Genomic DNA, 22,836 nt, shown 5'->3' with positions numbered 1-22,836 from the left:
TATGAAAAATTTTATCACAAACAGCGATGCAGAAAATCTAAAAAAACGCTTATCAGACCTTATAATAAACAGTGAGGAATTGAAATTCTTAGTCGGATTTTTTTATTTCTCCGGATTAAAAGAACTTTATACTTCACTGACACGGAATACTAATGTTGTCTTAAAAGTCCTGGTTGGACTTAATGTAGATAAATTTAATTATCAACTAATAGAATATGCAGACTCAGAAGACCAGAGTGGACGTTTATCAAACGAAGAGATATACAATAAGTTCTTTGATTCATTGAAGAAATCCATCAATACTGAAAAATTTGATACTCAGGAGTTTTACGAACAGGTAAAATTCTTCATTGAACTTATTAAAAAAGACCATTTGATAATAAGAAAAACAATAAAACCCAATCATGCGAAATTATATATTTTCAAATTGCAAAGTGGGCAAGTGGGACGGAACACACTATTTATTACTGGAAGCAGTAATCTTACAAGTTCAGGTATTACTACACAGGAAGAATTTAATGTAGAAATAAGCGACTATGGATTTAATGATGCTGAAGAGTATTTTGATAATTTATGGGAAGATGCAGTTAAAATCACGGAGGATAATGTTTGTAAAAAACGACTTATAGAACTTCTTGAAAAAGAGACATTGATTAAGAAAATTACACCTTTTGAAGCGTATGTTTTAGTTCTAAAAATTTATCTTGATTCTTTTGAGAAAAAAATAACCGGGCAATCACTTATCAAAACATTACAGGATAATGGTTATACTCCATATCAATATCAATTGGATGCTATCCAGCAGGCTCTGGCAATAATTGAAAGAAACAATGGAGTGATTCTTGCCGATGTGGTTGGTCTTGGTAAAACGATAATTGCCTGTGCAATTGCCAGAGAACTAAAAAAACGAGGGGTGATAATCTGTCCCCCGGGGATTATGGGTGATGTGCGAAAAAAAGATGCTGGCTGGAATATGTATAAAGAGCAATTTAGACTTTATGATTGGGAAGTATGGTCATTAGGAGACCTTAAAAAACTTAATGAATTTGTTAAGAAAGCAAAAGATATTGAAGTTGTTATTATTGATGAGGCGCACAGATTTAGAAATCAGGACACTGAAAATTATGAATACCTAAAAAATATTTGCAGGAATAAACAGGTCATTCTTCTTACTGCAACACCGTTTAATAACCGTCCAGCAGATATATTATCATTACTCAAGTTGTTCATCACACCCAAAAAATCGTCTATTACTTTAGAGAATAACTTAAGTGATAAATTTAAAACATTTAAAGGGACATTTGATCGGCTTGCTTATATAAAAAAATATTACAATTCAAATGATAGAACCAAACGAAATAAATCTTATGCCAATTACAAAGCGCTTTTTGGTGAAGAATTTATATTATCTAAAGCATTAGAAAAAGTGAAACAACGCTCAAAATATCTTGCCAAACAAATCCGGGATGTCATTGAGCCGGTTACAATTCGTCGGAATAGACTAGACCTGCAGAATAACCCGTTTTATAAAAATGAGGTGCAGAATCTTTCAAAAGTAGCAGACCCCAAAGAATGGTTTTTTGAATTAACAAAAGAACAGTCAGATTATTACGATACTGTCATTAAAGAATATTTTGCTGACCCTGATGAAGGCGGAAGATTCAAAGGAGCAATTTATCGTCCTTTTGAATACGAGATAGATAGAAAAAAAATCAAAGAAGAGAAGTTGTCAGAAAAAGATAACTTTGAATTTATCCAGCAACGCAACTTATATGATTTTATGCGCCGATTACTTGTGAAGCGGTTTGAAAGTTCGTTTGGTTCTTTTGAGCAAAGTTTAAAAAATTTTAAGCATATTACAGAATCTGTTCTTAAATTTATTGATAAAACCCAAAAATACATTCTTGACAGGGGATTACTTGAAAGAATTTATGATAAGAAGGAAGACGAAATAGAAAGATACCTAAAAGAATATGTAGAGAAAATAACAGAAGGCGTTGATCCTAAAAATCATAAGATATATAAACTATCGGACTTTAAGTATAAAAGTGATTTTATTAATGACATAAATTCTGATTTAAAAATGTTTGATGAGATTCTTGAGTCTTTGCACAAATTAAACCTGGTAAAAAACGACCCTAAAACAAATTGCTTGATTCAAAACCTGAAGTCACAACTTAAAAAGGAACCCCAAAGAAAAATCGTTATTTTCTCCGAATATGTTGACACAGTAAAATATCTTGAACCACATCTTGAGAATGTCTTTAAAGGCAGGGTCCTGACTGTTGCTGGTGATTTGTCTGCCCATAAATTAGAAGCAATTTATAAAAATTTTGACGCATCTTATCCAGAACAGGAAAATAACTATGATATTTTACTTTCTTCAGATAAGATATCTGAAGGGTTTAACTTAAACCGTGCAGGTATTGTTATAAATTATGATATTCCATGGAATCCTGTGCGTGTTATTCAACGGGTAGGTAGAATAAACCGTATCAGTAAAAAGGTCTTTGATGAACTTTACATTGTAAATTTTTTCCCAACAGAGAAAGGGGCAGAACTGGTAAAGTCCCGTGAGATTGCTTCCAATAAGATGTTTTTGATTCATAACACACTGGGAGAAGATGCAAAAATATTTGACATTGATGAAGAACCATCTCCAGCAAAACTTTATGAAAGAATTCAGCAAAACCCTGAGACATTAGAAGAACAAAGTTTTTATACAAAAGTCCTGCAGGATTTTATAAAAATAAAAGAAAAATATCCTGACCTTATTCGTGCGCTGGATAAATTCCCACCAAGAGTTAAAGTGGCAAAAAAATATAATGAAAATGAACTCTTTGTATTTATTAAAAAAGGACGACTATATATTCATTGTGCTAAATATAATGAGGATGATAAACCCGAATATGGGCAAATAACCTTTGAAGATGTGCTTGACAAAATTGCCTGCCTGCCTGAAGAAATACCACTTAACTTAAGCCCGAAGTTCTGGGATGTATATGAAGAAATTAAAAATTTTAGGGACTCGCGTTCAGTACCCATAAGTGAAAAGAGTCTGGAACAGCAGGCAATAAACAATCTAAAAACATTTCTTAGTAAAATTCAGGACGACAGAATATTTGAATACAAAAACTTTCTTAGAACACTGCTTGAGGATATTCTGGACTATGGAACGTTACCTGATTATACCCTGCGTCGCATAGCCAATCTGGAAAGCAGTGATGAGAAAAAGATTGAAAGGTCAATCAGAGAAATTAAATTGCTGAAAGAAGAACTTGGTGAAAATTATTTAGAACAGGAAAAATCAAGGCAGAAGGACTTGACCAAAGAAATAATCGTTGCCATTGAGAATCAAAAACTATGAACGCAAAAGATATTTTACAATCAATAATTGATCTGCCCAATAATGAGGCTGGTAAGTTTGATATAGAGAAGTTTATCAAATTTTTCCGTGCAAAAAACGATAAATTAAGATATCCTGATGAAATACTTGGTTATGAAGATGTCGAAAACAATTTCTCAGAAGGTAGGAAATTAGCCGAAGGCAACCTTGATGACGGTGAACTTATTGTATGTTCATTTTTAGTTAACAAAGAACTTACAGAGCGCTCCGGTAAAAAAGCCCAATATACCCTTGGTAAAAAAATATTAAAAGAACAGCAAGCAGATGCTGGAATATTTATTTTTTACGACTCTCAAGGCAATTTCCGTTTCAGTTTAATTTACACCAATTATTTAGGAAAACGCAGGGACTGGAGTAATTTCAAAAGATTTACTTATTTTGTAAGCCCTGAACGGACAAATAAAACCTTCCTTCAACAAATCGGAGAAGGGGATTTCTCTTCACTTCAAAAAATCAAAGAAGCTTTTTCAGTTGACCCTGTTACAAAGCAGTTTTATAGCGAAATACAGAGTTGGTATTTCTGGGCAATGGATAAAATTAAATTTCCAGATGATTATAAATATAACACCGACTCTGCCAGGGATAAAGAGATACGCAATGCAACAAATCTCATTCGTTTAATTACAAGAATTATATTTATCTGGTTCTTAACGAAAAAGGATTTAGTTCCGTTGGATTTATTCTTAAAGGAAAAACTTAAGAAAATTGTCAAGGACTTTATGAAAGACAAAAATGCATCTAACTTTTACAATGCTGTGTTACAGAATCTATTCTTTGGCACTTTAAACCAGAAAATGAATGAGCGAAATTTTGCAGGAAATGAAGGTTATCCTGCCAATAGGAAAGAATACGGTATAAAAAATCTTTATCGTTATGCAGATAAATTCTTGATAAGCAAAAACGAGGTTTTATCGCTCTTTAAGGACATTCCTTTCTTAAACGGCGGCTTATTTGATTGCCTTGATAAAGAAAATGAAGCAGGAAAAGTCATTTATGTTGATGGGTTTTCAAGAAACCCGGCAAAACAGTCAATCATCCCTGACTATTTATTCTTTCAAGAGGATGAGGAAATGGTTGACCTTTCGGAATATGGACTTGGAAAAAAAAGACCGGTCAGAGGACTGATTGAAATTCTGAATAGTTACAATTTTACCATTGACGAAAACACGCCCATAGACCAGGAAGTCGCCTTAGACCCAGAACTTTTAGGTAAGGTATTTGAAAACCTGCTTGCCTCATACAACCCTGAGACAGCAACCTCAGCACGAAAATCAACGGGAAGTTACTACACACCCAGGGAGATTGTTGACTATATGGTAGAAGCAAGTCTGTTTGAATACCTCAAAGGGAAACTTCCTGAAACTGAAGAAAAAAAAATTAAAATGCTTCTTTCCTATTCGGAAGAGATACCGGAATTTTCAAATGAAGAAAAACAAAAGGTAATTTCAGCAATAGATGAGATTAAAATTCTTGACCCTGCCTGTGGCTCAGGTGCCTTCCCAATGGGTGTCCTTCACAAACTTGTCTTTGCCCTTGAGAAGTTGGACCCGGAAAACAAATACTGGTATGAATTACAATATCAAAAAGCACTCAAAGAATCCGAAGATGTCTTTAAACAGGGTGACAAGAACCAAAGGGAAGAGAGATTGAAAGAGATAAATGAGACATTTGACGAGGGCATAAACTATCCTGACTATGCACGTAAACTGTATCTGATAGAAAACTGTATATATGGGGTTGATATACAGCCCATAGCAATTCAAATCTCAAAACTGCGATTCTTTATCTCTCTTGTTTTAGACCAGAAGGTTGATAGAGGCAAGGAAAATTTTGGAATAAAAGCCCTGCCCAACCTTGAAACAAGGTTTGTAGCAGCAAATACATTGCTCGAACTTGATAAACCCCAGCATCTCTTTTACACAGATAAAATAAAGGAATTAGAAGATGATATAAAATCCTTAAGGCACAAATATTTTACAGCAAAGACCCGCAGGGAAAAACTTAAATGTCAGGAAAAAGACAAAGAATTAAGAGAACTCCTGGCAAAGGAACTGAAAAAAATTGGCTTTTCATCTGATTCATCAGAAAAGATTGCCAAATTTGACCTCTATGACCAGAACGCTTCCGCAGATTTCTTTGACCCTGAATGGATGTTCGGCGTCAAAGACGGCTTCGACATTATCATTGCCAATCCACCATATGTAAGACAAGAAACTATAAAAGACCAAAAACCAATCTTACAACAACAAAATTATGAGGTCTTTAATTCTACTTCTGATATTTACACCTATTTTTATGAAAAAGGATACCAACTATTAAAGACAAACGGTATTTTGTGTTTTATTTCCAGTAATAAATGGATGCGAGCAAAATATGGCGAAAAACTACGCAGATTTTTTAAAGAAAAGACCACATTAAAACAGATTATTGATTTCAATGGATATAAGGTTTTTGACGCTACTGTGGATACAAATATTCTGCTTTTTCAGAAAGCAAAACCATCAGAAAATATCGTCCATATTCTAAATATTCAACCGGATTTTACTCCAGAAACAGATATAACTGACTATTTCAATTCTCATAAATTAGAAATGAAACAATCAGAGTTTGATATTAATTGTTTTACTTTTGCAGATGAAACAGTAATGAATCTCAAAAGAAAGATTGAACAAAGAGGCACACCACTGAAAAATTGGGATGTAAAAATTTATCGTGGAGTATTAACGGGTTTTAACCAGGCATTTATAATTGATACAGAAACAAAAGAAAAACTATGCAAAGAAGACCCAAAATCTGCCAAGATTATAAAACCGATTTTGCGAGGTAGAGACATCTATCGATACGGTTATAAATGGGCTGGGTTGTGGATAATCAAAATAGAATCAGGATGGACTAACAAAAACCGAGATAGGAAGGAACCAGAAACATTTTTTAAGGAGAGTTATCCAGCAGTATATAAACATCTAAAAACATTTGGCAATATTAAAGGAAAAGGGAAGGGATTATATAATAGGGATGACCAGGGCGATTATTGGTGGGAATTAAGAGATTGCGATTATTACGATGAATTTGAAAAAGAGAAGATTGTGTGGCGAGAAATTGTAGAATACTCATGTTTTACATGGGACAGTAAAAATTATTTTGGTTTAGCAAAAGTTTTTATTATGACCGGAAGAGAATGCAGTAAGTATTTATTGGCAATTCTTAATTCTTCATTAGGTAATTACGCAATTAAAAAATATTACGCACCATTTTTAGGAGTTAAAGTATCTGAATTTAAAAAAGAATGGGTACAAAAACTTCCTATACCAAAAATCTCTGAATCAGACCAAAAACCATTTATTGATCTTGTTGATAAAATTCTAGCAGCCAAGTCCAAAAATCCAGACGCTGATACTTCAGAATTGGAAACTCAAATTGACCAGATGGTTTATAAACTATACGGCTTAACTGATGAAGAAATAAAAGTTATAGAGAAATTTAAAAAATGAAACATAAATCTTTAGGTAAAGTATATTTGTTTCAAAGGAATCTGGATAATCGGGGAAAGAGCGAAATTTGATTGGTGGATGTTTTCAAAACTTGACCAAACGCTTGACGAAGTGTTTATCCCTTACTACAATCCAAAGGAAAATAATATCGCAAACTTCAAACCGGATTTCATCTTTTGGATGCAAAAAGGTAAACGATACCTGATTTTGTTCGTTGATCCGAAAGGAACTGAACACGCGGACGGATACAGAAAAATTGACGGTTATTCAAGGATATTTGAAAATGGCGAGAAGAAAGAAAGTAGAGATTTTTCGTACAACGGATTTGTCATAAATACAATGTTATTACTCAAGCCAAAGCAAGGAATAGCATCGGTTTTGGAAAATTACAAACGATACTGGTTTGACAATTTTACAGATTTTGAGGGTAAAATCAGTTAATTTGAAAATGGCAGTGCATTTCGTTTTGGTTTCTACCGCGCGAAGCACGGCAATCATTCGGGATTTTGCTTAAAAAAGGTTCGCACTTCGTCCAGTAATTTCGATGAAGGTTAAAATTTATATGGAGAAAAAAATGAGCAGAAGAAATAATTTCTGGTATGGATTTTATTTTAACTAAGCTGCTCCTGGCAGTTTAGTCTGTTTGAATAACCAAGGCAGGCACGTCAGGGGTAGATAATGCCCCTGATTTGTCTGCTTTTTTTATTAAAAACATTATGGAGGTTTAAAAATGGTTATTGTAATGAAACCAGAGGCAACAGAGGAGCAACTTCAAAACGTTGTGACAAGAATTGAAGAACTTGGTTACAAGCCACATATAATTTACGGTGCTACACGAAATGTAATTGGAGCGGTAGGTGATGAGAGGGGTAAATTTATACTTCAAAGTCTTGAGGTAATGGATGGAGTTGAGGCAGTCATTCCTATTTTGAAACCATATAAACTTACATCAAAAGAAGTAAAAAGAGAAAAAAGCATTATCAATGTAAAAGACGTGGCAATTGGAGGTGATGAACTAGTAGTCATTGCAGGACCATGTGCAGTTGAAAGTGAAGAGCAGATAATTAATACTGCAAAGGCTGTAAAATCACTTGGTGGTCATATCTTGAGAGGAGGTGCTTACAAGCCGAGAACTTCTCCTTATTCTTTCCAGGGGCTTGGTAAGGAAGGACTTGAATTACTTAAAAAGGCTGCTGATATTGCCTTACTACCTGTGGTTACAGAAGTTGTAAATCCTGAACATGTTGAACTTGTCTGTGAATATGTTGATATTCTTCAGATAGGAACAAGAAATGCTCAAAATTTCGAGCTTTTAAAAAAAGTTGGGCAGATTGATAAACCTGTTATTCTTAAAAGGGGTATGGCAATGACAATAAAAGAATGGCTTATGAGTGCAGAATATATCTTAAGCGAGGGGAATATGAACGTGATATTATGTGAAAGAGGGATAAGAACATTTGAAACAGCCACAAGGAATACTCTTGATTTATCAGCTATAACTGTGCTCAAAGAAGAAACCCATCTTCCTGTTATTGTTGATCCCTCTCATGCTACAGGATATGCGAAATATGTACCTTCAATGTCGTATGCAGCTGTTGCAGCTGGAGCAGACGGATTAATGGTAGAAGTGCATCCACAACCTGAAAAAGCATTTTCAGATGGGCCACAATCCTTGAATTTTAATTCTTTTGGAAACCTGGTAGCAAAGTTAAAACAACTATCATGGATGATGGCAAGACTCTAACCGTATCGAATTTTCATTAAGATAATTAAAAAAATTAAAATTAATGAAACGAAATTAGCTAAGATTACAGGAAGTTCATTGATAAGAAGTCCATAAAAAAACCAGAGAGTTATGCCCGCTGCAAGAAAAATAAACATAGCAAGGGAAACATCTTTAGCAGATTTAGTTTTATGAATTTTTATTGCCTGTGGAATTAAAGCAGTCGTTGTAATAATTCCTGCTACAATTCCTATTATATTACTAAAATTAATTGACAATTCCATAATTTATATTATAAATATAATTAAATATTATATATATAAAAATATTATAATTATATATATAAAAATATTATAATTTTATTTATATTTTGAATTAAAAAAACTTTAAAAAGAGGATAAAATGCTTTGTAATCAGAAAGACATGAGGATTGATATTCAGAGACTTACAAAGCTTCCCACGCTTTCATATAGAGCTGAAAAAATACTGAATCTGACCTCAAAAGAGTTAACTCATCTTGATGAACTTGTTTATATTATAGAGAGGGATCCTCCAATTATGTCAAAGGTTCTTGGAATCGCTAATATAGTTTATTTAGGACATTATAAACCAATTACAACTGTTAAAGAAGCACTTTTTACAATCGGATTTAAGACTTTAAAAAACATTGCTTTGAGTGTATCAATATTTAGTTTTTTTAAATCCACTCAAGAGAAAGAAAAAAGTTATATCAGACTTTTCAGACACTCTGTTGCTACGGGTGCAATATGTCAGATTATTTCAGAAAAATTTTTAAAAGAGGCTTCTGAAGAGAATTTTACAGCCGGGGTTCTTCATGATATAGGGTGGTTTGCTCTTCATTATGCTTTTTATGACCATTTTAAAAAAATCGAAGAAGGCATTTCACAAGAAGTATCTCTAAATAAAGTAGAATTGAATATTACTGGAACAACGCATACAGAAATAGGAAAATGGCTCGCTGAAACATGGGGGTTGCCTGAAATAGTCTGTGATGCAATTTTTTATCATCATGATTTGCCGCAGAACTCTATGAAATATTCAAAGGCTGTTGCTTTGGTTCAACTCTCAAATTTTATTGCTGGAGAACTTGGATACTCTCCTTTTGAAGTTAAAGTAGGGCTAGACTTCTATAAAGATAAAGTTTATCAAATTTTAAAACTTCCAGATACATATGAATTAATTTCAGAGGTACAGGATATTATTAAAAAAGTAGAAAATCTATGAGAGATATTTTATTAGATATCGGACAAGCCCTATCTCTTGAAAATTTAGATAAACTGACTGATGAAGAACTGAAAGAGATTATATTAAAACACATTGAAAAACGATGCGTACTTGAAAAATCTCTTTTTATATTAAGTGAAGACCTGGCTTTCAGTAGTGAGCTTTCAATAAGGGTTATCTCTACTGTTAATAGAATTCTTTATAAAATCTATTTTGATATTGATTTTTACAGATTTATTGCATATTGTTTTGATGAGTTTATAAGGATAATTCCCGCTGAAAATATTTCATTTATGGAAAAACATCCTGATTTAAACTATCTTATTTTAAAAGTTGGTTCAGGAAAGATTAAGCTCAGAAATTTTAAAACAAAAATATTTGATATTGATGACAGTCTTGCCGGGAGAGTTTTTAAGAAAGGCCATTTTATGTATATTGCAGATATCAAAAAAAATAAAAAATTCAATTTAAGGCTTTCAACTCTGCCAATAAGGTCAGTTCTTTCTGTTCCAGTAAAAATTCAGAATGAGATTGTTGGAGTAATTAATTTCTCACATCCAGATACCAATGCTTTTAATGAATCCTGTATATTCTTTTTTATTTCACTGGTGCATCTTTTTTCTACAGTCCTAACAAATTTTAAACTTTACAGAGAAAATCTTAAATTTAATGAATATCTAAAAAAAGAGGTTCAACGACAGACATTAGAACTTCAGAAGCTTAACAAAAAGCTTTATAAAGCTTCAATAACAGAGTCCCTTACAGGAATACCCAACAGGCGATTCTTTTTTAAGAGGCTTGAGGAAGAGTATGCAAGATCTTTAAGGTATGGAGACAGCTTCTGTCTTGTTCTGTTTGACCTTGATAGTTTAAAAAAAGTCAATGATACATTTGGACATCCTGAAGGTGACAGACTTATAAAACTTTTTTCAAAAATATTAAAAAACAATACAAGAAAAGAGGATATTATAGCCCGCATTGGAGGGGATGAGTTTGGCTGTATTCTTATTGGTGCTAGTTTGCAAGGAGCAAAAAAGTTTGCCGAAAACATAAAAGAAAGTTTCAAAAGCAAATATAAAAAAACTTCTGTTAGTACAAGTGGTGCTGTTGGCTGTATGGGGACAGGATTATCTTTTTATAAGAGCTATAAAGAATTTTTTGAAAAAGTTGATAGAACCCTTTTCCAGGCTAAAAAAAGTAAGGATACAATAAAAGTTATTGAAACAGATTGAACAAATATGATAAATTTTAAACTTAATGCAAAAGGTCTTTGACCTTTTTAAAACACACGCCCTGAAAATTCTCTAATGGTCCTTACAGGGTTAAGGAGGATGGGCGGAGGTAAAACCATTTAGGAGGATTTTATGTCTGTAGTTTCAATGAAAGAGCTTCTTGAAGCAGGTGCTCACTTTGGTCATCAGGTCAAACGCTGGAATCCCAAGATGAAGAAGTACATTTTTGCGGAAAGGAATGGTATTCACATAATTGACCTTCAGAAAACTGTTAAAGGACTTGAAGAAGCTTATGAGTTTTTAAAAAATATTGCATCTCAGGGAGATGCGATCCTGTTTGTCGGGACAAAAAAACAGGCACAGGAAGCAATAGCTGAGGAAGCAAAGAGAGCTGGTGTTTTTTATGTAAACCATCGGTGGCTTGGAGGTATGCTTACAAATTTTTCAACCGTACGAAAGAGTGTTGAAAAATGGCAGAAAATTGAACAGATGAAGGAAGACGGAAGTTTGTATTTACACACTAAAAAAGAGATTGCGAAGTATGAAAAAGAAAGACAGAAGCTTGAGTTAAACTTAATCGGAATTAAAGATATGATGGAACTTCCAAAGGTAATTTATATTGTAGATATAAAGAAGGAAAAAATAGCTGTAGAGGAAGCAATAAAGCTTGGAATTCCGATAGTTGCAGTTGTTGATACAAATTGTGATCCTGACCTTGTTGATTATGTTATTCCTGGAAATGATGATGCAATCAGGGCAATAAAGCTCATAACATCAAAGATGGCTGATGCAGTATTAGAGGGCAAAGAGATTTTGTTGAAGAAACTCGAAGAAGAGGCAGAAAAAGCAGCAATCAAAGAAAAAATACTCCAGGAAGAGGAGTATCAGAAGTCAATGGATGAATACATCGAACAATAAAGGAGGAATTCAGATGGCCATAACTGCTCAAATGGTAAAAGAACTCAGAGAAAAGACAGGTGCTGGAATGATGGAATGTAAAAAAGCACTTGAATCTTCAGGGGGAGATTTTAATAAAGCTATTGAATTTTTAAGACAGAAAGGACTGGCAACTGCTCAGAAAAAAGCATCAAGAAGTGCAACAGAAGGTATTATAACTTCCTATATTCATATGGATAAAATTGGAGTTATGCTTGAACTCAACTGTGAAACAGATTTTGTTGCCAAAAATGAAGAGTTCCGTCAGCTTGCTAAGGATATTGCAATGCACATTGCTGCCTCAAATCCTCAATATATAAAGAGCCAAGATGTGCCAGAAGAAGTTGTAGAGAAAGAAAAAGAAATCTACAGAGCTCAAATTACGGGAAATAAACCACCACAGGTTGTTGAAAAAATTGTTGAGGGAAAACTTGAAAAATTTTTTGAAGAGATGTGTCTTCTCGAACAGCCATTTATCAGGGAACCTGAGAAAAAGATAAAAGACCTAATTACTGAAAAAGTTGCCAAATTCGGTGAAAATATTATTGTAAGGAGATTTGTAAGATTCCAGGTAGGTCAGTCACAGAGTGAGTAAAGCTTGTTTTAAAAGAATACTTTTGAAGTTAAGTGGTGAAGCCCTGATGGGAGAAAAGGGTTACGGAATTGATCCAGTTACAGTTAACTATATGGCAGAGGAAATAAAAAAAGCTTATGAACTGGGTATTGAAATCGCTGTTGTAATTGGTGGTGGTAATATTTTCCGAGGGGTTGAAGCTGCTGAGCAGGGGATTGAAAGGGCAACGGCAGATTATATGGGAATGCTTGCAACTGTAATTAATGCACTTGCCCTCCAGAATGCTCTTGAAAAAATTGATGTTAATACCAGAGTGCAGTCTGCGATTGAGATGCGAGAACTTGCTGAACCATATATCAGAAGAAAGGCAATAAGACATCTTGAAAAGGGTCGTGTTGTAATATTTGCAGCTGGAACAGGTAATCCATATTTCACAACCGATACAGCAGCAGCTCTAAGGGCAATAGAAATCGGTGCAGATGTTATTATGAAGGGAACAAAGGTAGATGGGATATATTCATCTGACCCTTTTAAAGATCCGAAGGCAAAAAAGTTTGATAAGCTTACTTATATGGATGTTATAAGAGATTCACTTAAAGTGATGGATTCAACGGCAATCACTCTCTGCATGGATAACAATCTGCCAATTGTTGTATTTAATATCCGCAAATATGATAATTTAAAGAAAATAATTTTAGGGCAAAAAATAGGAAGCATTGTTTTAAAAGAGGTGCAATATGCAGGAGTTCAAGAAGAAAGCTAATGACAAAATGACTCAAGCATTAGAAGTATTTAAAAAAGATTTGAGTACTTTTAGAACAGGGAGGGCTTCATTAGGGATTCTTGACAATATTAAAGTTGACTACTATGGAAACGTGGTTCCTCTAAATCAGGTTGCTACGCTTGGAATACCAGAACCAAGGATGATAACAATACAGCCATGGGAACAGAAAATGATATCCGAGATAGAAAGATCAATAATGAAGTCTGACCTCGGACTTACTCCAATTAATGATGGGAAGATGATTAAAATAGTTATTCCAGCCTTAACAGAAGAACGTAGAAAACAGCTTGTTAAAGTTGTAAGGAAAAGAGCTGAAGAGGCCAGAGTGGCAGTAAGAAATATTCGCAGAGATATAATTGAAGAAGTAAAAAAAAGTGAAAAAGAAAAGAAGATAAGTGAAGATGACTCTCATAGACTACAGGAAGAGATACAGAAAATAACAAATGCTTTTATTGAAAAAATCGATCATTTGCTTGAACAAAAAGAGAAGGAAATCATGGAGGTTTAAATGGATACAGAACTGGAAAGAAGGACCAGATTAAAAAAAATGCTCAACAAAATGAAAGAACAGATTCTTCAGGAAGCAAAAGAGGAGATGAAAAAATTTCAAACCGGAGAAAAACGTCAGATTGCAGAAGCAGTAATGGATGATGCTGATTTAAGCGCTATTGACATTTCTGAAGACATAAGCTTAAAAAAATTAAGTACGCACAGGGACATTCTTAAAAAAATAGAGGAAGCATTACAAAAACTTGAAGATAATACATATGGAATATGCGAGATGTGCGGAGATGAAATCCCGGAGGAGCGATTAAAAATTCTTCCATTTGCAATATACTGCAGAGACTGTCAGGAAAAGATAGAGATGATTGAAAAATTCGAAGGAGAAGAAAGCTAATAAACTATTCTTTCCAGAAAAAGTCCATTGGGAGGAGCTGTCTGTATTGAAGATGGTCTCTTCCCGGATTTTAAAGCCTCTTTGATATTTTCACTGCTTAATCTTCCCTTTCCAATTTCAACTATACATCCAATAATATTTCTTACCATGTATTTTAAAAAACCATCTGCTTCTATGCGGAGTTTAATAAAATTTCCCTGAACTTTCATATCCATAAAACAGAGTTCATTGAATGACTGCAAACTGAAATTATAAACTGTTCTTATTTTATTTTTAACATCTGTACTTCCTGAGAAAGCTGTAAAATCTACTGTTCCCTTGAAAAGTTTTAATGAGTATTCCATGAGTTTTAAATCAACTTTTCTTGGGTAATGCCAGACATATCTATTAATAAAGCATGAGCATTCTTCATCAAGACAGATAAAGTAAATGTAAGATTTTCTTTTTGCTGAATACTGAGGATGAAAATCAGGTTCAACTTCTTTAAGGTCAATTACTCTTATATCTTTTGGTAATAGATGATTTAGTGCTTTTTTAAGAATATCTAATGACATCTTAATTTCACCCTTGAATGAAGCCACCTGTCCTAGTGCATGAACACCAGCATCAGTTCGACCAGCTCCACGAATTTTTATCTGTGTTTTTAATATTTTTGAGAGCGACTCTTCTATGACTGTTTGTATTGTGTTTTCCCTTTTCTGTCTCTGCCAACCAGAATAGTTTGTGCCATCATACTGAACTGTCATCATAATCTGAACCATAGTTTAAAATTATAACATCCTGTTAAAATAAATTATGCAAAAGACAGGAACAGCAAATCTTCCGCTTCACAGTGGAAAAGCTCCTCAATGGTTATTTAAAAGGATGATATCCCTTTCAAGAACAATAATTGAACTTATGGTTATTGAACTTGGCAGAGAGGAAGTTTTGCGCAGACTTTCTGATCCATACTGGTTTCAGTCTCTTGGATGTATTCTCGGCTTTGACTGGCACAGTAGTGGAGTTACCACAACAGTAACAGGAGCGATTAAAGAAGCCCTGAGAGGGGTTGAAAATGAGCTTGGATTATTTGTGGCTGGTGGAAAGGGTAAAAGAGCATTAAATACTCCTCAGGAAATCATAGAGTATGCTGGAAAAGCAGGATTCACGCCGACAGAATTTATCCATGCAAGCAGACTTTCAGCGAAAGTAGATAATGTGGCAGTCCAGGACGGTTTTAATCTTTATCATCATACCATTGTTTTTACTCCAGAAGGACAATGGTGTGTTATTCAACAGGGAATGAATGAAACCAATCTTATGGCAAGAAGATATCACTGGCTCAGTTTCAGTGTTGAAAGTTTCGTTGAAGAGCCTCATGAAGCTGTCTGCTGTGATATTAATACAGATACTCTAAATTTTACAGCAAAAGAGGCTATTGAATTAAGAAAGACTTCTGTTTTGCTTTCCTGTGAAAAACCTGAAAAGCTTGTAACTGAAATAGAAAAAATAAAAGAACTTAATTTGCCAAAAAGACATGCTGTAACAGTTCATGATATAAATCCTAAAAATCTTTACAAAATTTTTCTTCAAACCTATGAAAAACAACCCGAAGATTTTGAATCTCTTCTTGAAACCAGGGGAGTTGGCGCGAAAACACTACGTGCACTAGCTTTAACTTCCGAGCTCATTTATGGAACTCCTTTAAGCTTTAAAGATCCTGCACGTTACAGCTTTGCGCATGGAGGAAAGGATAAAATACCATATCCAGTAAATAAAAATGTTTATGATAGAACAATAGATATTTTGAAAAAAGCCATTGAAAAAGCAAAAATTGGACGCACAGATAAGTTGCAGGCTTTTAAAAGATTAGTAACACTAATGAAGTAGCTGGCAACTCATTTCCTTCTGAAAAACTCATTAAAGTTTATACCAGAATTACGAGGTTATCTCTGTTAATTACTTCGTCAGAGTATTTATAACCAAGAATTTTTTCAATTTCAGTCGATTTTTTACCTTTTATCAGTTTGATTTCACAGGAGGAATAATTAACCAGCCCCTTCGCAATTTTTTCTCCTTTTTCATCAATGCAGTAAACGGCGTCTCCAACATCAAAATCTCCTTCCACTTTTTTTATGCCTGAGGGAAGAAGGCTTTTTTCGTTCTTAACCAGGGCCTTTGAAGCTCCCTCATCAATATAAAGAGTTCCTTTTGACCTGGCTGCATAGGCAATCCATCCTTTACGAGATGTTACACCATGCACTGAGGGTTCAAAATAAGTGCCGATTTGTTTACCACTTAAAACTGCCTGGATGTTTCCATATTTTCTCCCACTTACAATATGAACAGGAATTCCAAAGGATGTTGCTTTCTTGGCAGCAATAACCTTTGAATACATTCCACCAGTGCCAAAACCTGTCGAGGTGGGTTTTGCTATTTGCTCAAGTTCTTTTGAAAATTCTTTTACATGTTTTATTATTCTAGCATCAGGATTTTTTTTAGGATCTGATAAGTAAAGTCCTTCAACGTCTGAGAGAATTATCAGATGATTTGCTTCAATAAGGCCTGCAACAAGAGCAGCAAGCTGGTCATTGTCTCCAAATTTTATTTCATCAGTGGCAACAGTATCATTTTCATTGATTATTGGTATTACTTCCATTTCAAGAAGTGTGAGAATTGTATTTTTTGCATTAATATACCGTACTCTGTCACTTAAGTCATCTCTTGTGAGAAGAATCTGGGCTATGTGCTTTTTGTATTTTAAAAAATACCGCTCATACATCCATATAAGAAGTGGCTGTCCAACAGCGGCAGTTGCCTGCTTTTTTCGAACTTCTTTCGGTTTGGTTGCAAGTCCGAGTTTTTTCAGTCCTGAAGCAATTGCGCCTGATGAAACCATCACAACTTCAACTGAGTTATTATGAAGCTCGCTGATTTCACGTGCAAGAGATTGAATTCTTCGCTGATTGATTTTTCCTGTCTTATCAGTTAACAGATTGCTACCTATTTTAACAACAATTCTCATTTTTTATTTACTCTTTCAGAAAGATAGTTTAAAAGTTTATCAATTCCTTCCTGTTTTACAGCACTTATTGCAAAAAAATCAATCGCCTTTTTTTCACAGTATTCTCTGAGTTTATTAAGCCTGTTTGCCTTATGAGCCAGATCAATCTTTGTTCCAGCAACTGCAAGAGGTTTCTTTATTAGAGAAGGATTATAAAGTTCAAGCTCTTTCTGAATTTTTTCGAAATTTTCCACAGGATCTGAATCAATAAAATCAGATACATCAACAAGATGAAGAAGCAGAGATGTTCTTTCCACATGTCTCAAGAATTGATGTCCAAGACCTGTCCCTCTATGTGCTCCTTCAATCAAACCTGGAATATCAGCAACAACAAAACTCTGATGATCACCGTATTTTACAACTCCTAAAACCGGAGTAAGTGTGGTGAACGGATAATCGGCAATCTTCGGTTTAGCAGAACTTATAACCGAGATCAATGTTGATTTTCCTGCATTTGGAAGCCCTATTAGACCAACATCAGCAAGTAGTTTAAGTTCAAGGATTATCCATAGTTCCTCGCCTTTCTGCCCTGGTTGCGCATATCTTGGTGCTTGATTTGTAGAGGTTGCAAAATGCGTATTTCCAAGACCACCTCTTCCTCCTTTAGCTATTACAATGGATTTACCTTCTTCATCAAGGTCTGCAATAATTTTATTTGTTTCCATATTTTTTATAACTGTTCCAACAGGTACTTTTATTATTAAATCTTCGCCATCTCTTCCTGTCATATTGCTTCCTTTTCCATGTTCACCGCTTTCTGCTTTATATATTTTTTTATATCTATAATCAAGAAGTGTATGAAGATCTGAAGAGGCTTTTATTATTACATCTCCTCCTTTTCCACCATCTCCACCATCTGGTCCACCACGAGGAACATATTTTTCTCTGCGGAAGCTTACACATCCTCTACCGCCGTCTCCGGCTTTTACATAGATTTTAACGTAGTCAACGAATTGCATATAGAAAGAAATGAGGGTGGCTTACTTATATAAGCCACCCCGCGTTTATTGGGCAGGTTCTGAGACTGGATAAACGCTTACCTTGAGTCTCTGTTTATCTTTTCTTTCAAACTTTACAACTCCATCAATAAGTGCAAACAAAGTGTAATCAGATCCAACTCCAACATTTGATCCTGGATGAAACCTGGTTCCTCTCTGACGTACGAGAATATTGCCTGCTTTTACAATTTGTCCACCGAATCTTTTCACACCAAGTCTTTTAGACTGACTATCTCTTCCGTTTCTTGAACTTCCAACTCCCTTTTTATGTGCCATGTTTATCCTCCTATAATTTCCAGTACTTTTATTTTAGTATACCACTGTCTGTGTCCTTTAAGCTTGTGCATGGCTTTTTTTGAAGGGGGTCTGTAAATAAGCACTTTTTTGTCCTTTGCCTCATCAATCACTTGAGCTTTCACTTTAATACCTTCAAGATAAGGCTTCCCTACTTTCAGTTCATCATCTGATTTAAAAAGTAAAATCTTATCAAAAACAACTTCCTGTCCTGGTTCTAAACTAAGTTTTTCAACTTTAACAGTATCTCCAGCTTTAACTTTCAGTTGCTTTCCGCCGGTTTCTATAACTGCATACATGAAAACACCTCCTAAGGAATTACTTTATTTAATGGATATTCAACAAAACCAGATGCTCCTGCATCTTTGAGTTTAGGAAGAAGCTCTCTAACCTTTTTTTCATTTATGATGACCTCTATTGCATACCAGTCTTCATCATAAAGTTGTGAAATTGTAGGAGAGTGTAAAGAATTGAGCAAACTGAGAACCTTTTTTAGAGAATCTTTAGGCACGTTCATTTTTAGTCCGACTTTCTCTTCAGCGAGTAAGGCACCCTGAAGAAGCATCGCGATGTCCTGCATTTTTTTCTTCTTCCACTGATTTTTCAGGGTATTCTTATTTGAAATAAATCGGGTTGTTGACTCAAGAATTACATCAATTATGCGCAATTTGTTGGCTTTAATAGAACTTCCTGTTTCTGTTAGATCAACTATAGCATCAGCAAGATAAGGAGGTTTAACCTCTGTAGCTCCCCATGAAAAATAAACCTCAGCTTTAATTCCTTTTGATTTTAAATATCTTTTTGTATATCCAACAAGCTCTGTAGCGATTCTTTTATTCTGTAACTCTTCAATACTTTTAATTGGAGAGTCCTCTGGAACAGCCAGAACCCATCTTACAGGTCTGAAACCCTCTTTTGCATATCTAAGCTCTGCAATCTCTACAACATCCACATTTTGTTCAAGGATCCAGTCATAACCAGTAAGTCCGCAATCTAAATATCCTTTTTCTACATAAACAGGTATTTCCTGAGCCCTTAAAAGCATACATGATATTTCTTCATCATCTATAACAGGATAGTATGATCGATGAGAAACATTTATATTATATCCAGCCTTTTTAAACAACTTTAGCGTTAGTTCCTGCAGACTTCCTTTTGGTAAAGCAAGCTTTAAATTTTTATCTTCCATTTTCTGTTGAAACCTCCAGAGTTACTTCGAATTATTAGTTTAAAATTTTTCTAAATTTTTCGTCAACTTGCAACTAAATAAGAATCATAGCAGTAATACGTCATGTTGGTCGACTTCAATGGTCTATTGGAAATACAGACTCTCAACGAGCACTCAACAAGCATATGCGTAGCCATTTATTATTATGATATAATAGCTTTCATGTATATTAAAAAAGGCTATTTTGGACAGTATGGTGGGAGGTTTGTGCCTGAGACTCTAATGCCTGCTTTAAAGGAGCTTGAGAGGGCTTTTTTGAGAGTGAAGTTTGATAAAGAGTTTTTAGATGAGTTTGAATCACTACTTAAAGATTATGTTGGTCGACCTACACCACTTTATTTTGCAGGTAGGCTGACAGAATATCTGAGCGGTGCAAAGATATATCTAAAAAGAGAAGACCTCGCACATACAGGAGCGCACAAAATAAATAATGCACTTGGACAGGCTTTACTTGCAAAAAGAGTTATGAAAAAAGAAAGGATAATCGCTGAAACAGGAGCGGGTCAGCATGGGGTAGCCACTGCAACGGGTGCTGCACTTGTAGGACTTGCATGTGATATCTACATGGGAACAGAGGATATAAGAAGACAGCAGCTCAATGTCTTCAGAATGAATCTTCTTGGTGCTAAAGTTATTCCAGTTGATACTGGTTCAAAAACACTCAAAGATGCAATTAATGAATCTTTGCGAGACTGGACAAAAAATGTAAGAACAACGCACTATGTTCTTGGAACAGTGTTTGGACCACATCCCTATCCATTACTTGTTAGATTTTTTCAGAGCGTAATAGGGAAAGAAGCAAAAAAACAGATACTAAAAAAAGAAGGCAGACTTCCATCGCTCCTTATTGCATGCGTTGGTGGTGGAAGCAACTCAATTGGACTTTTCAGCGAATTTTTAGATGATAATGATGTTCAGATGACAGGTGTTGAGGCAGGTGGTAAAGGCATTGAGACAGGGCTTCATGCAGCAAGATTTGCAAGTGGTAATAAGGGAGTTTTTCAGGGATGTTTGAGTTATGTTTTAGAGAATGACGATGGCAATATTCTAAAAACTCACTCTGTATCCGCAGGGCTTGATTATGCTTCTGTTGGCCCTGAACATGCTTATTTAAGGGATACAGGAAGGGTCAAATATACGCATGTAACTGATGACGAGGCATTGGAGGCTTTTGAGCTGTTGAGCAGCCTTGAAGGCATTATTCCTGCTCTGGAGTCAGCACATGCTGTGGCTGAGGCAATAAAGGTTGCGCCAAAGATGTCAAAGGACTCAATAATCATTGTAAACCTCTCAGGCAGAGGAGATAAAGATGTTCAAGAAGTAGCGAGGATTAAAGGAATTTCTATATGAAAGGTTTTTCTGTAAGAAAAAAACTTGAGGAAATAAAAAAGCAGGGTAGAAAAGCATTTATTCCGTATATTATGGCAGGAGACCCGGATCTTGAAAATACTTTAAGAAGGATCAAGATGCTAACTGATGCAGGTGCTGACATTATCGAGCTTGGCGTTCCCTTTTCAGATCTTCTTGCTGATGGTCCTACAATTCAGAAAGCTTCTGATAGGGCATTAAACGCAGGAGTAACATTAAGAAAGATATTAAAATTTCTTCAAGAGTTTAAAGAGGAAATACAAACTCCTGTAATCCTCATGAGTTATTTAAATCCTGTTTTCTGTTATGGTATTGAAAAATTTTTCAATGATGCATCCAGTGCACGTATTTCAGGCGTGATATTTCCTGACCTGACAGTTGAGGAATCCCGGATATACATGTTTTATGCCAAAAAATACAGTATTGATACAGTTTTTTTAGTTGCACCAACATCAACACCTGAGAGAATAAAAAAAATTGCCCGTTTTTCAACAGGCTTTATTTATTATGTTTCAATAACAGGAATAACAGGCTCTGAGCTTATACTTGATAAAGCATTCAAAGAGCATATAGACTATGTGAAAAGTTTTGGTAAACCGGTATGCGTTGGATTTGGAGTTAGCAAACCAAAAGAGGCAGCTTATGTATCACAATTTGCTGATGGTGTGATTGTGGGAAGTGCGATTGTGAAGATGTTTCATGAAAAACCTGAAGAAGCATACGAATTTATAAAATCTTTAAGAGAGGCTATAAAATAAATGGCATGGTTTAAAAAAAAAGAATCCAGAATAGAAAAAAAAGTAAAAATTCCTGAAGGATTATGGGTCAAATGTGAAAACTGTAAGGAAATAATTTATCGTAAAGAACTTGAAAATAACTGCAAAGTTTGTCCCAAATGTCAGTATCACTTCAGGATTTCAGCAAAAGAGCGAATTACTCTAATAACAGATAATGGAAGTTTCACTGAACTCGATCCTGATCTCAGAAGCCATGATCCACTTGAGTTTAAAGATACGATGTCCTATAAAGAGAGACTTCTTGAAAATGAAAAAAAGACAGGGCTAAAAGAAGCAGCTATTTATGGCGATGCCAAGATCAATGGAAGAGATGTAGTAATTGCTGTTCTTGATTTTGCATTTATGGGTGGTAGCATGGGAACTGTTGTAGGAGAAAAAGTTACAAGAGCTGCAGAAAGAGCAATCTCAAGAAAAGTTCCTCTGATTATTGTTTCAGCATCTGGTGGTGCAAGAATGCAAGAAGGAATGTTTTCGCTTATACAGATGGCAAAAACTTCTCAGGCAATTGGCAGAGTTAAGGAAGCAGGGCTTTTATATATATCTGTTCTGGCAGATCCAACATTTGGAGGGGTTACAGCATCATTTGCAATGCTGGGAGATATCATTATAGCTGAACCTAAAAGCCTCGTAGGATTTGCGGGACCAAGAGTTATTCAAGAAACCATCAAACAACAGTTGCCTGAAGGTTTTCAGAGAGCTGAATTTTTGCTGGAACATGGAATGGTTGATGTAGTTGTGACAAGGAATGAGTTAAAAAACACAATACATAAAATTATTAATATATTTATGCCTGAAAAATTAATTAACATTGATTAATCA

Annotated in this window: 22 protein-coding genes; 15 read left to right on the top strand and 7 right to left on the bottom strand. The window is 34.8% G+C overall.

The genetic code is table 11. The features are described 5' to 3' along the window. The first annotated feature begins 1 nt into the window (after window position 1). The 4 genes from G581_RS0108245 (at window position 2) to aroF (ending at window position 8,641) form a co-directional block, all read left to right on the top strand. Window positions 2–3,367, top strand: coding sequence for a helicase-related protein (locus tag G581_RS0108245; protein WP_028845418.1), 3,366 nt, complete (start codon window positions 2–4; stop codon window positions 3,365–3,367). Beyond that, window positions 3,364–6,897: an Eco57I restriction-modification methylase domain-containing protein gene (locus G581_RS11100; protein WP_051179083.1), complete on the top strand. Its 3,534-nt coding sequence runs from the start codon at window positions 3,364–3,366 to the stop codon at window positions 6,895–6,897. The genes G581_RS0108245 and G581_RS11100 overlap by 4 nt, the downstream gene beginning before the upstream one ends. 78 nt (window positions 6,898–6,975) lie before the next feature. Then, complete coding sequence (locus G581_RS0108235; protein ID WP_028845417.1) at window positions 6,976–7,338, top strand: hypothetical protein; 363 nt, start codon at window positions 6,976–6,978, stop codon at window positions 7,336–7,338. 289 nt (window positions 7,339–7,627) lie between these two features. Next, the gene (aroF, locus tag G581_RS0108230) at window positions 7,628–8,641 is read left to right on the top strand and encodes a 3-deoxy-7-phosphoheptulonate synthase (RefSeq protein WP_028845416.1); all 1,014 of its coding nucleotides are present in this window, start codon (window positions 7,628–7,630) and stop codon (window positions 8,639–8,641) included. On the opposite strand, the gene G581_RS0108225 is transcribed toward aroF, so the two are convergent. Continuing rightward, window positions 8,638–8,904 (bottom strand): SemiSWEET family sugar transporter, encoded by a 267-nt coding sequence (locus G581_RS0108225; RefSeq protein WP_156875236.1) that lies wholly within the window; start codon window positions 8,902–8,904, stop codon window positions 8,638–8,640. The two genes, aroF and G581_RS0108225, sit on opposite strands and share 4 nt — an antisense overlap. Window positions 8,905–9,022: 118 nt before the next feature. Here G581_RS0108225 and G581_RS0108220 point away from each other — a divergent pair, with 118 nt between their 5' ends. From G581_RS0108220 to G581_RS11095, 7 genes are all read left to right on the top strand, one after another. After that, window positions 9,023–9,865: an HDOD domain-containing protein gene (locus G581_RS0108220; RefSeq protein ID WP_028845414.1), complete on the top strand. Its 843-nt coding sequence runs from the start codon at window positions 9,023–9,025 to the stop codon at window positions 9,863–9,865. Then, complete coding sequence (locus G581_RS0108215) at window positions 9,862–11,097, top strand: sensor domain-containing diguanylate cyclase (protein ID WP_028845413.1); 1,236 nt, start codon at window positions 9,862–9,864, stop codon at window positions 11,095–11,097. Before G581_RS0108220 ends, G581_RS0108215 begins: the two co-directional genes overlap by 4 nt. 132 nt (window positions 11,098–11,229) lie before the next feature. Then, entirely contained in the window at window positions 11,230–12,015 is a 786-nt protein-coding gene (rpsB, locus tag G581_RS0108210; RefSeq protein WP_028845412.1) for a 30S ribosomal protein S2, read from the top strand. 13 nt (window positions 12,016–12,028) lie between these two features. Further along, the gene (tsf, locus tag G581_RS0108205) at window positions 12,029–12,628 is read left to right on the top strand and encodes a translation elongation factor Ts (RefSeq protein WP_028845411.1); all 600 of its coding nucleotides are present in this window, start codon (window positions 12,029–12,031) and stop codon (window positions 12,626–12,628) included. Continuing rightward, window positions 12,621–13,370, top strand: a complete 750-nt coding sequence (pyrH, locus tag G581_RS0108200) for a UMP kinase (protein ID WP_028845410.1) — start codon at window positions 12,621–12,623, stop codon at window positions 13,368–13,370. Before tsf ends, pyrH begins: the two co-directional genes overlap by 8 nt. After that, window positions 13,345–13,899, top strand: coding sequence for a ribosome recycling factor (gene frr / locus G581_RS0108195; RefSeq protein ID WP_028845409.1), 555 nt, complete (start codon window positions 13,345–13,347; stop codon window positions 13,897–13,899). The genes pyrH and frr overlap by 26 nt, the downstream gene beginning before the upstream one ends. Beyond that, window positions 13,900–14,289 carry a TraR/DksA family transcriptional regulator gene (locus tag G581_RS11095; protein ID WP_038065574.1) on the top strand — a complete coding sequence of 130 codons (390 nt, stop codon included), beginning with the start codon at window positions 13,900–13,902 and terminating at the stop codon, window positions 14,287–14,289. On the opposite strand, the gene truA is transcribed toward G581_RS11095, so the two are convergent. Beyond that, window positions 14,286–15,050 (bottom strand): tRNA pseudouridine(38-40) synthase TruA, encoded by a 765-nt coding sequence (truA, locus tag G581_RS0108185; protein ID WP_028845408.1) that lies wholly within the window; start codon window positions 15,048–15,050, stop codon window positions 14,286–14,288. The two genes, G581_RS11095 and truA, sit on opposite strands and share 4 nt — an antisense overlap. Before the next feature lie 34 nt (window positions 15,051–15,084). Between truA and G581_RS0108180 the strand changes: the two genes are divergently transcribed. Further along, window positions 15,085–16,158: a DUF763 domain-containing protein gene (locus tag G581_RS0108180; RefSeq protein WP_028845407.1), complete on the top strand. Its 1,074-nt coding sequence runs from the start codon at window positions 15,085–15,087 to the stop codon at window positions 16,156–16,158. A 37-nt stretch (window positions 16,159–16,195) separates the two neighbouring features. Here the strand turns inward: G581_RS0108180 and proB are convergent, their stop codons facing one another. From proB to hisG, 5 genes are read right to left on the bottom strand one after another with little or no spacing between them, the layout of a single operon-like run. Beyond that, window positions 16,196–17,293 (bottom strand): glutamate 5-kinase, encoded by a 1,098-nt coding sequence (gene proB / locus G581_RS0108175; RefSeq protein ID WP_028845406.1) that lies wholly within the window; start codon window positions 17,291–17,293, stop codon window positions 16,196–16,198. Continuing rightward, window positions 17,290–18,291 carry a GTPase ObgE gene (gene obgE, locus G581_RS0108170; RefSeq protein ID WP_028845405.1) on the bottom strand — a complete coding sequence of 334 codons (1,002 nt, stop codon included), beginning with the start codon at window positions 18,289–18,291 and terminating at the stop codon, window positions 17,290–17,292. The genes proB and obgE overlap by 4 nt, the downstream gene beginning before the upstream one ends. A gap of 45 nt (window positions 18,292–18,336) precedes the next feature. Continuing rightward, window positions 18,337–18,606: a 50S ribosomal protein L27 gene (rpmA, locus tag G581_RS0108165; protein ID WP_028845404.1), complete on the bottom strand. Its 270-nt coding sequence runs from the start codon at window positions 18,604–18,606 to the stop codon at window positions 18,337–18,339. 2 nt (window positions 18,607–18,608) lie between these two features. After that, the gene (rplU, locus tag G581_RS0108160) at window positions 18,609–18,923 is read right to left on the bottom strand and encodes a 50S ribosomal protein L21 (RefSeq protein WP_028845403.1); all 315 of its coding nucleotides are present in this window, start codon (window positions 18,921–18,923) and stop codon (window positions 18,609–18,611) included. A gap of 11 nt (window positions 18,924–18,934) precedes the next feature. Continuing rightward, the gene (gene hisG, locus G581_RS0108155; protein WP_028845402.1) at window positions 18,935–19,813 is read right to left on the bottom strand and encodes an ATP phosphoribosyltransferase; all 879 of its coding nucleotides are present in this window, start codon (window positions 19,811–19,813) and stop codon (window positions 18,935–18,937) included. A gap of 201 nt (window positions 19,814–20,014) precedes the next feature. Here hisG and trpB point away from each other — a divergent pair, with 201 nt between their 5' ends. Genes trpB through accD form a run of 3 tightly spaced genes read left to right on the top strand, consistent with a single transcriptional unit; the run spans window position 20,015 to window position 22,833 of the window. Beyond that, the gene (gene trpB, locus G581_RS0108150; RefSeq protein WP_038065569.1) at window positions 20,015–21,202 is read left to right on the top strand and encodes a tryptophan synthase subunit beta; all 1,188 of its coding nucleotides are present in this window, start codon (window positions 20,015–20,017) and stop codon (window positions 21,200–21,202) included. Next, the gene (gene trpA, locus G581_RS0108145) at window positions 21,199–21,978 is read left to right on the top strand and encodes a tryptophan synthase subunit alpha (RefSeq protein ID WP_028845400.1); all 780 of its coding nucleotides are present in this window, start codon (window positions 21,199–21,201) and stop codon (window positions 21,976–21,978) included. The genes trpB and trpA overlap by 4 nt, the downstream gene beginning before the upstream one ends. Further along, window positions 21,979–22,833 (top strand): acetyl-CoA carboxylase, carboxyltransferase subunit beta, encoded by an 855-nt coding sequence (gene accD, locus G581_RS0108140; RefSeq protein WP_028845399.1) that lies wholly within the window; start codon window positions 21,979–21,981, stop codon window positions 22,831–22,833. It begins immediately after the preceding gene. Window positions 22,834–22,836 lie beyond the last annotated feature (3 nt).

The organism is Thermodesulfovibrio thiophilus DSM 17215 (genome assembly GCF_000423865.1).
Taxonomy (GTDB): Bacteria; Nitrospirota; Thermodesulfovibrionia; order Thermodesulfovibrionales; family Thermodesulfovibrionaceae; genus Thermodesulfovibrio; species Thermodesulfovibrio thiophilus.
Note: the sequence above shows the minus strand (reverse complement) of the source record. Positions and strands in the feature narration are given on the sequence as shown.

Bases quoted from the DNA above. Each gene is read 5' to 3' on its own strand.
- G581_RS0108245 (WP_028845418.1), top strand. From the start codon at position 2: ATGAAAAATTTTATCACAAACAGCGATGCAGAAAATCTAAAAAAACGC.
- G581_RS11100 (WP_051179083.1), top strand. From the start codon at position 3,364: ATGAACGCAAAAGATATTTTACAATCAATAATTGATCTGCCCAATAAT.
- G581_RS0108235 (WP_028845417.1), top strand. From the start codon at position 6,976: ATGTTTTCAAAACTTGACCAAACGCTTGACGAAGTGTTTATCCCTTAC.
- aroF (WP_028845416.1), top strand. From the start codon at position 7,628: ATGGTTATTGTAATGAAACCAGAGGCAACAGAGGAGCAACTTCAAAAC.
- G581_RS0108225 (WP_156875236.1), bottom strand. From the start codon at position 8,904: ATGGAATTGTCAATTAATTTTAGTAATATAATAGGAATTGTAGCAGGA.
- G581_RS0108220 (WP_028845414.1), top strand. From the start codon at position 9,023: ATGCTTTGTAATCAGAAAGACATGAGGATTGATATTCAGAGACTTACA.
- G581_RS0108215 (WP_028845413.1), top strand. From the start codon at position 9,862: ATGAGAGATATTTTATTAGATATCGGACAAGCCCTATCTCTTGAAAAT.
- rpsB (WP_028845412.1), top strand. From the start codon at position 11,230: ATGTCTGTAGTTTCAATGAAAGAGCTTCTTGAAGCAGGTGCTCACTTT.
- tsf (WP_028845411.1), top strand. From the start codon at position 12,029: ATGGCCATAACTGCTCAAATGGTAAAAGAACTCAGAGAAAAGACAGGT.
- frr (WP_028845409.1), top strand. From the start codon at position 13,345: ATGCAGGAGTTCAAGAAGAAAGCTAATGACAAAATGACTCAAGCATTA.
- G581_RS11095 (WP_038065574.1), top strand. From the start codon at position 13,900: ATGGATACAGAACTGGAAAGAAGGACCAGATTAAAAAAAATGCTCAAC.
- truA (WP_028845408.1), bottom strand. From the start codon at position 15,050: ATGGTTCAGATTATGATGACAGTTCAGTATGATGGCACAAACTATTCT.
- G581_RS0108180 (WP_028845407.1), top strand. From the start codon at position 15,085: ATGCAAAAGACAGGAACAGCAAATCTTCCGCTTCACAGTGGAAAAGCT.
- proB (WP_028845406.1), bottom strand. From the start codon at position 17,293: ATGAGAATTGTTGTTAAAATAGGTAGCAATCTGTTAACTGATAAGACA.
- obgE (WP_028845405.1), bottom strand. From the start codon at position 18,291: ATGCAATTCGTTGACTACGTTAAAATCTATGTAAAAGCCGGAGACGGC.
- rpmA (WP_028845404.1), bottom strand. From the start codon at position 18,606: ATGGCACATAAAAAGGGAGTTGGAAGTTCAAGAAACGGAAGAGATAGT.
- rplU (WP_028845403.1), bottom strand. From the start codon at position 18,923: ATGTATGCAGTTATAGAAACCGGCGGAAAGCAACTGAAAGTTAAAGCT.
- hisG (WP_028845402.1), bottom strand. From the start codon at position 19,813: ATGGAAGATAAAAATTTAAAGCTTGCTTTACCAAAAGGAAGTCTGCAG.
- trpB (WP_038065569.1), top strand. From the start codon at position 20,015: ATGTATATTAAAAAAGGCTATTTTGGACAGTATGGTGGGAGGTTTGTG.
- trpA (WP_028845400.1), top strand. From the start codon at position 21,199: ATGAAAGGTTTTTCTGTAAGAAAAAAACTTGAGGAAATAAAAAAGCAG.
- accD (WP_028845399.1), top strand. From the start codon at position 21,979: ATGGCATGGTTTAAAAAAAAAGAATCCAGAATAGAAAAAAAAGTAAAA.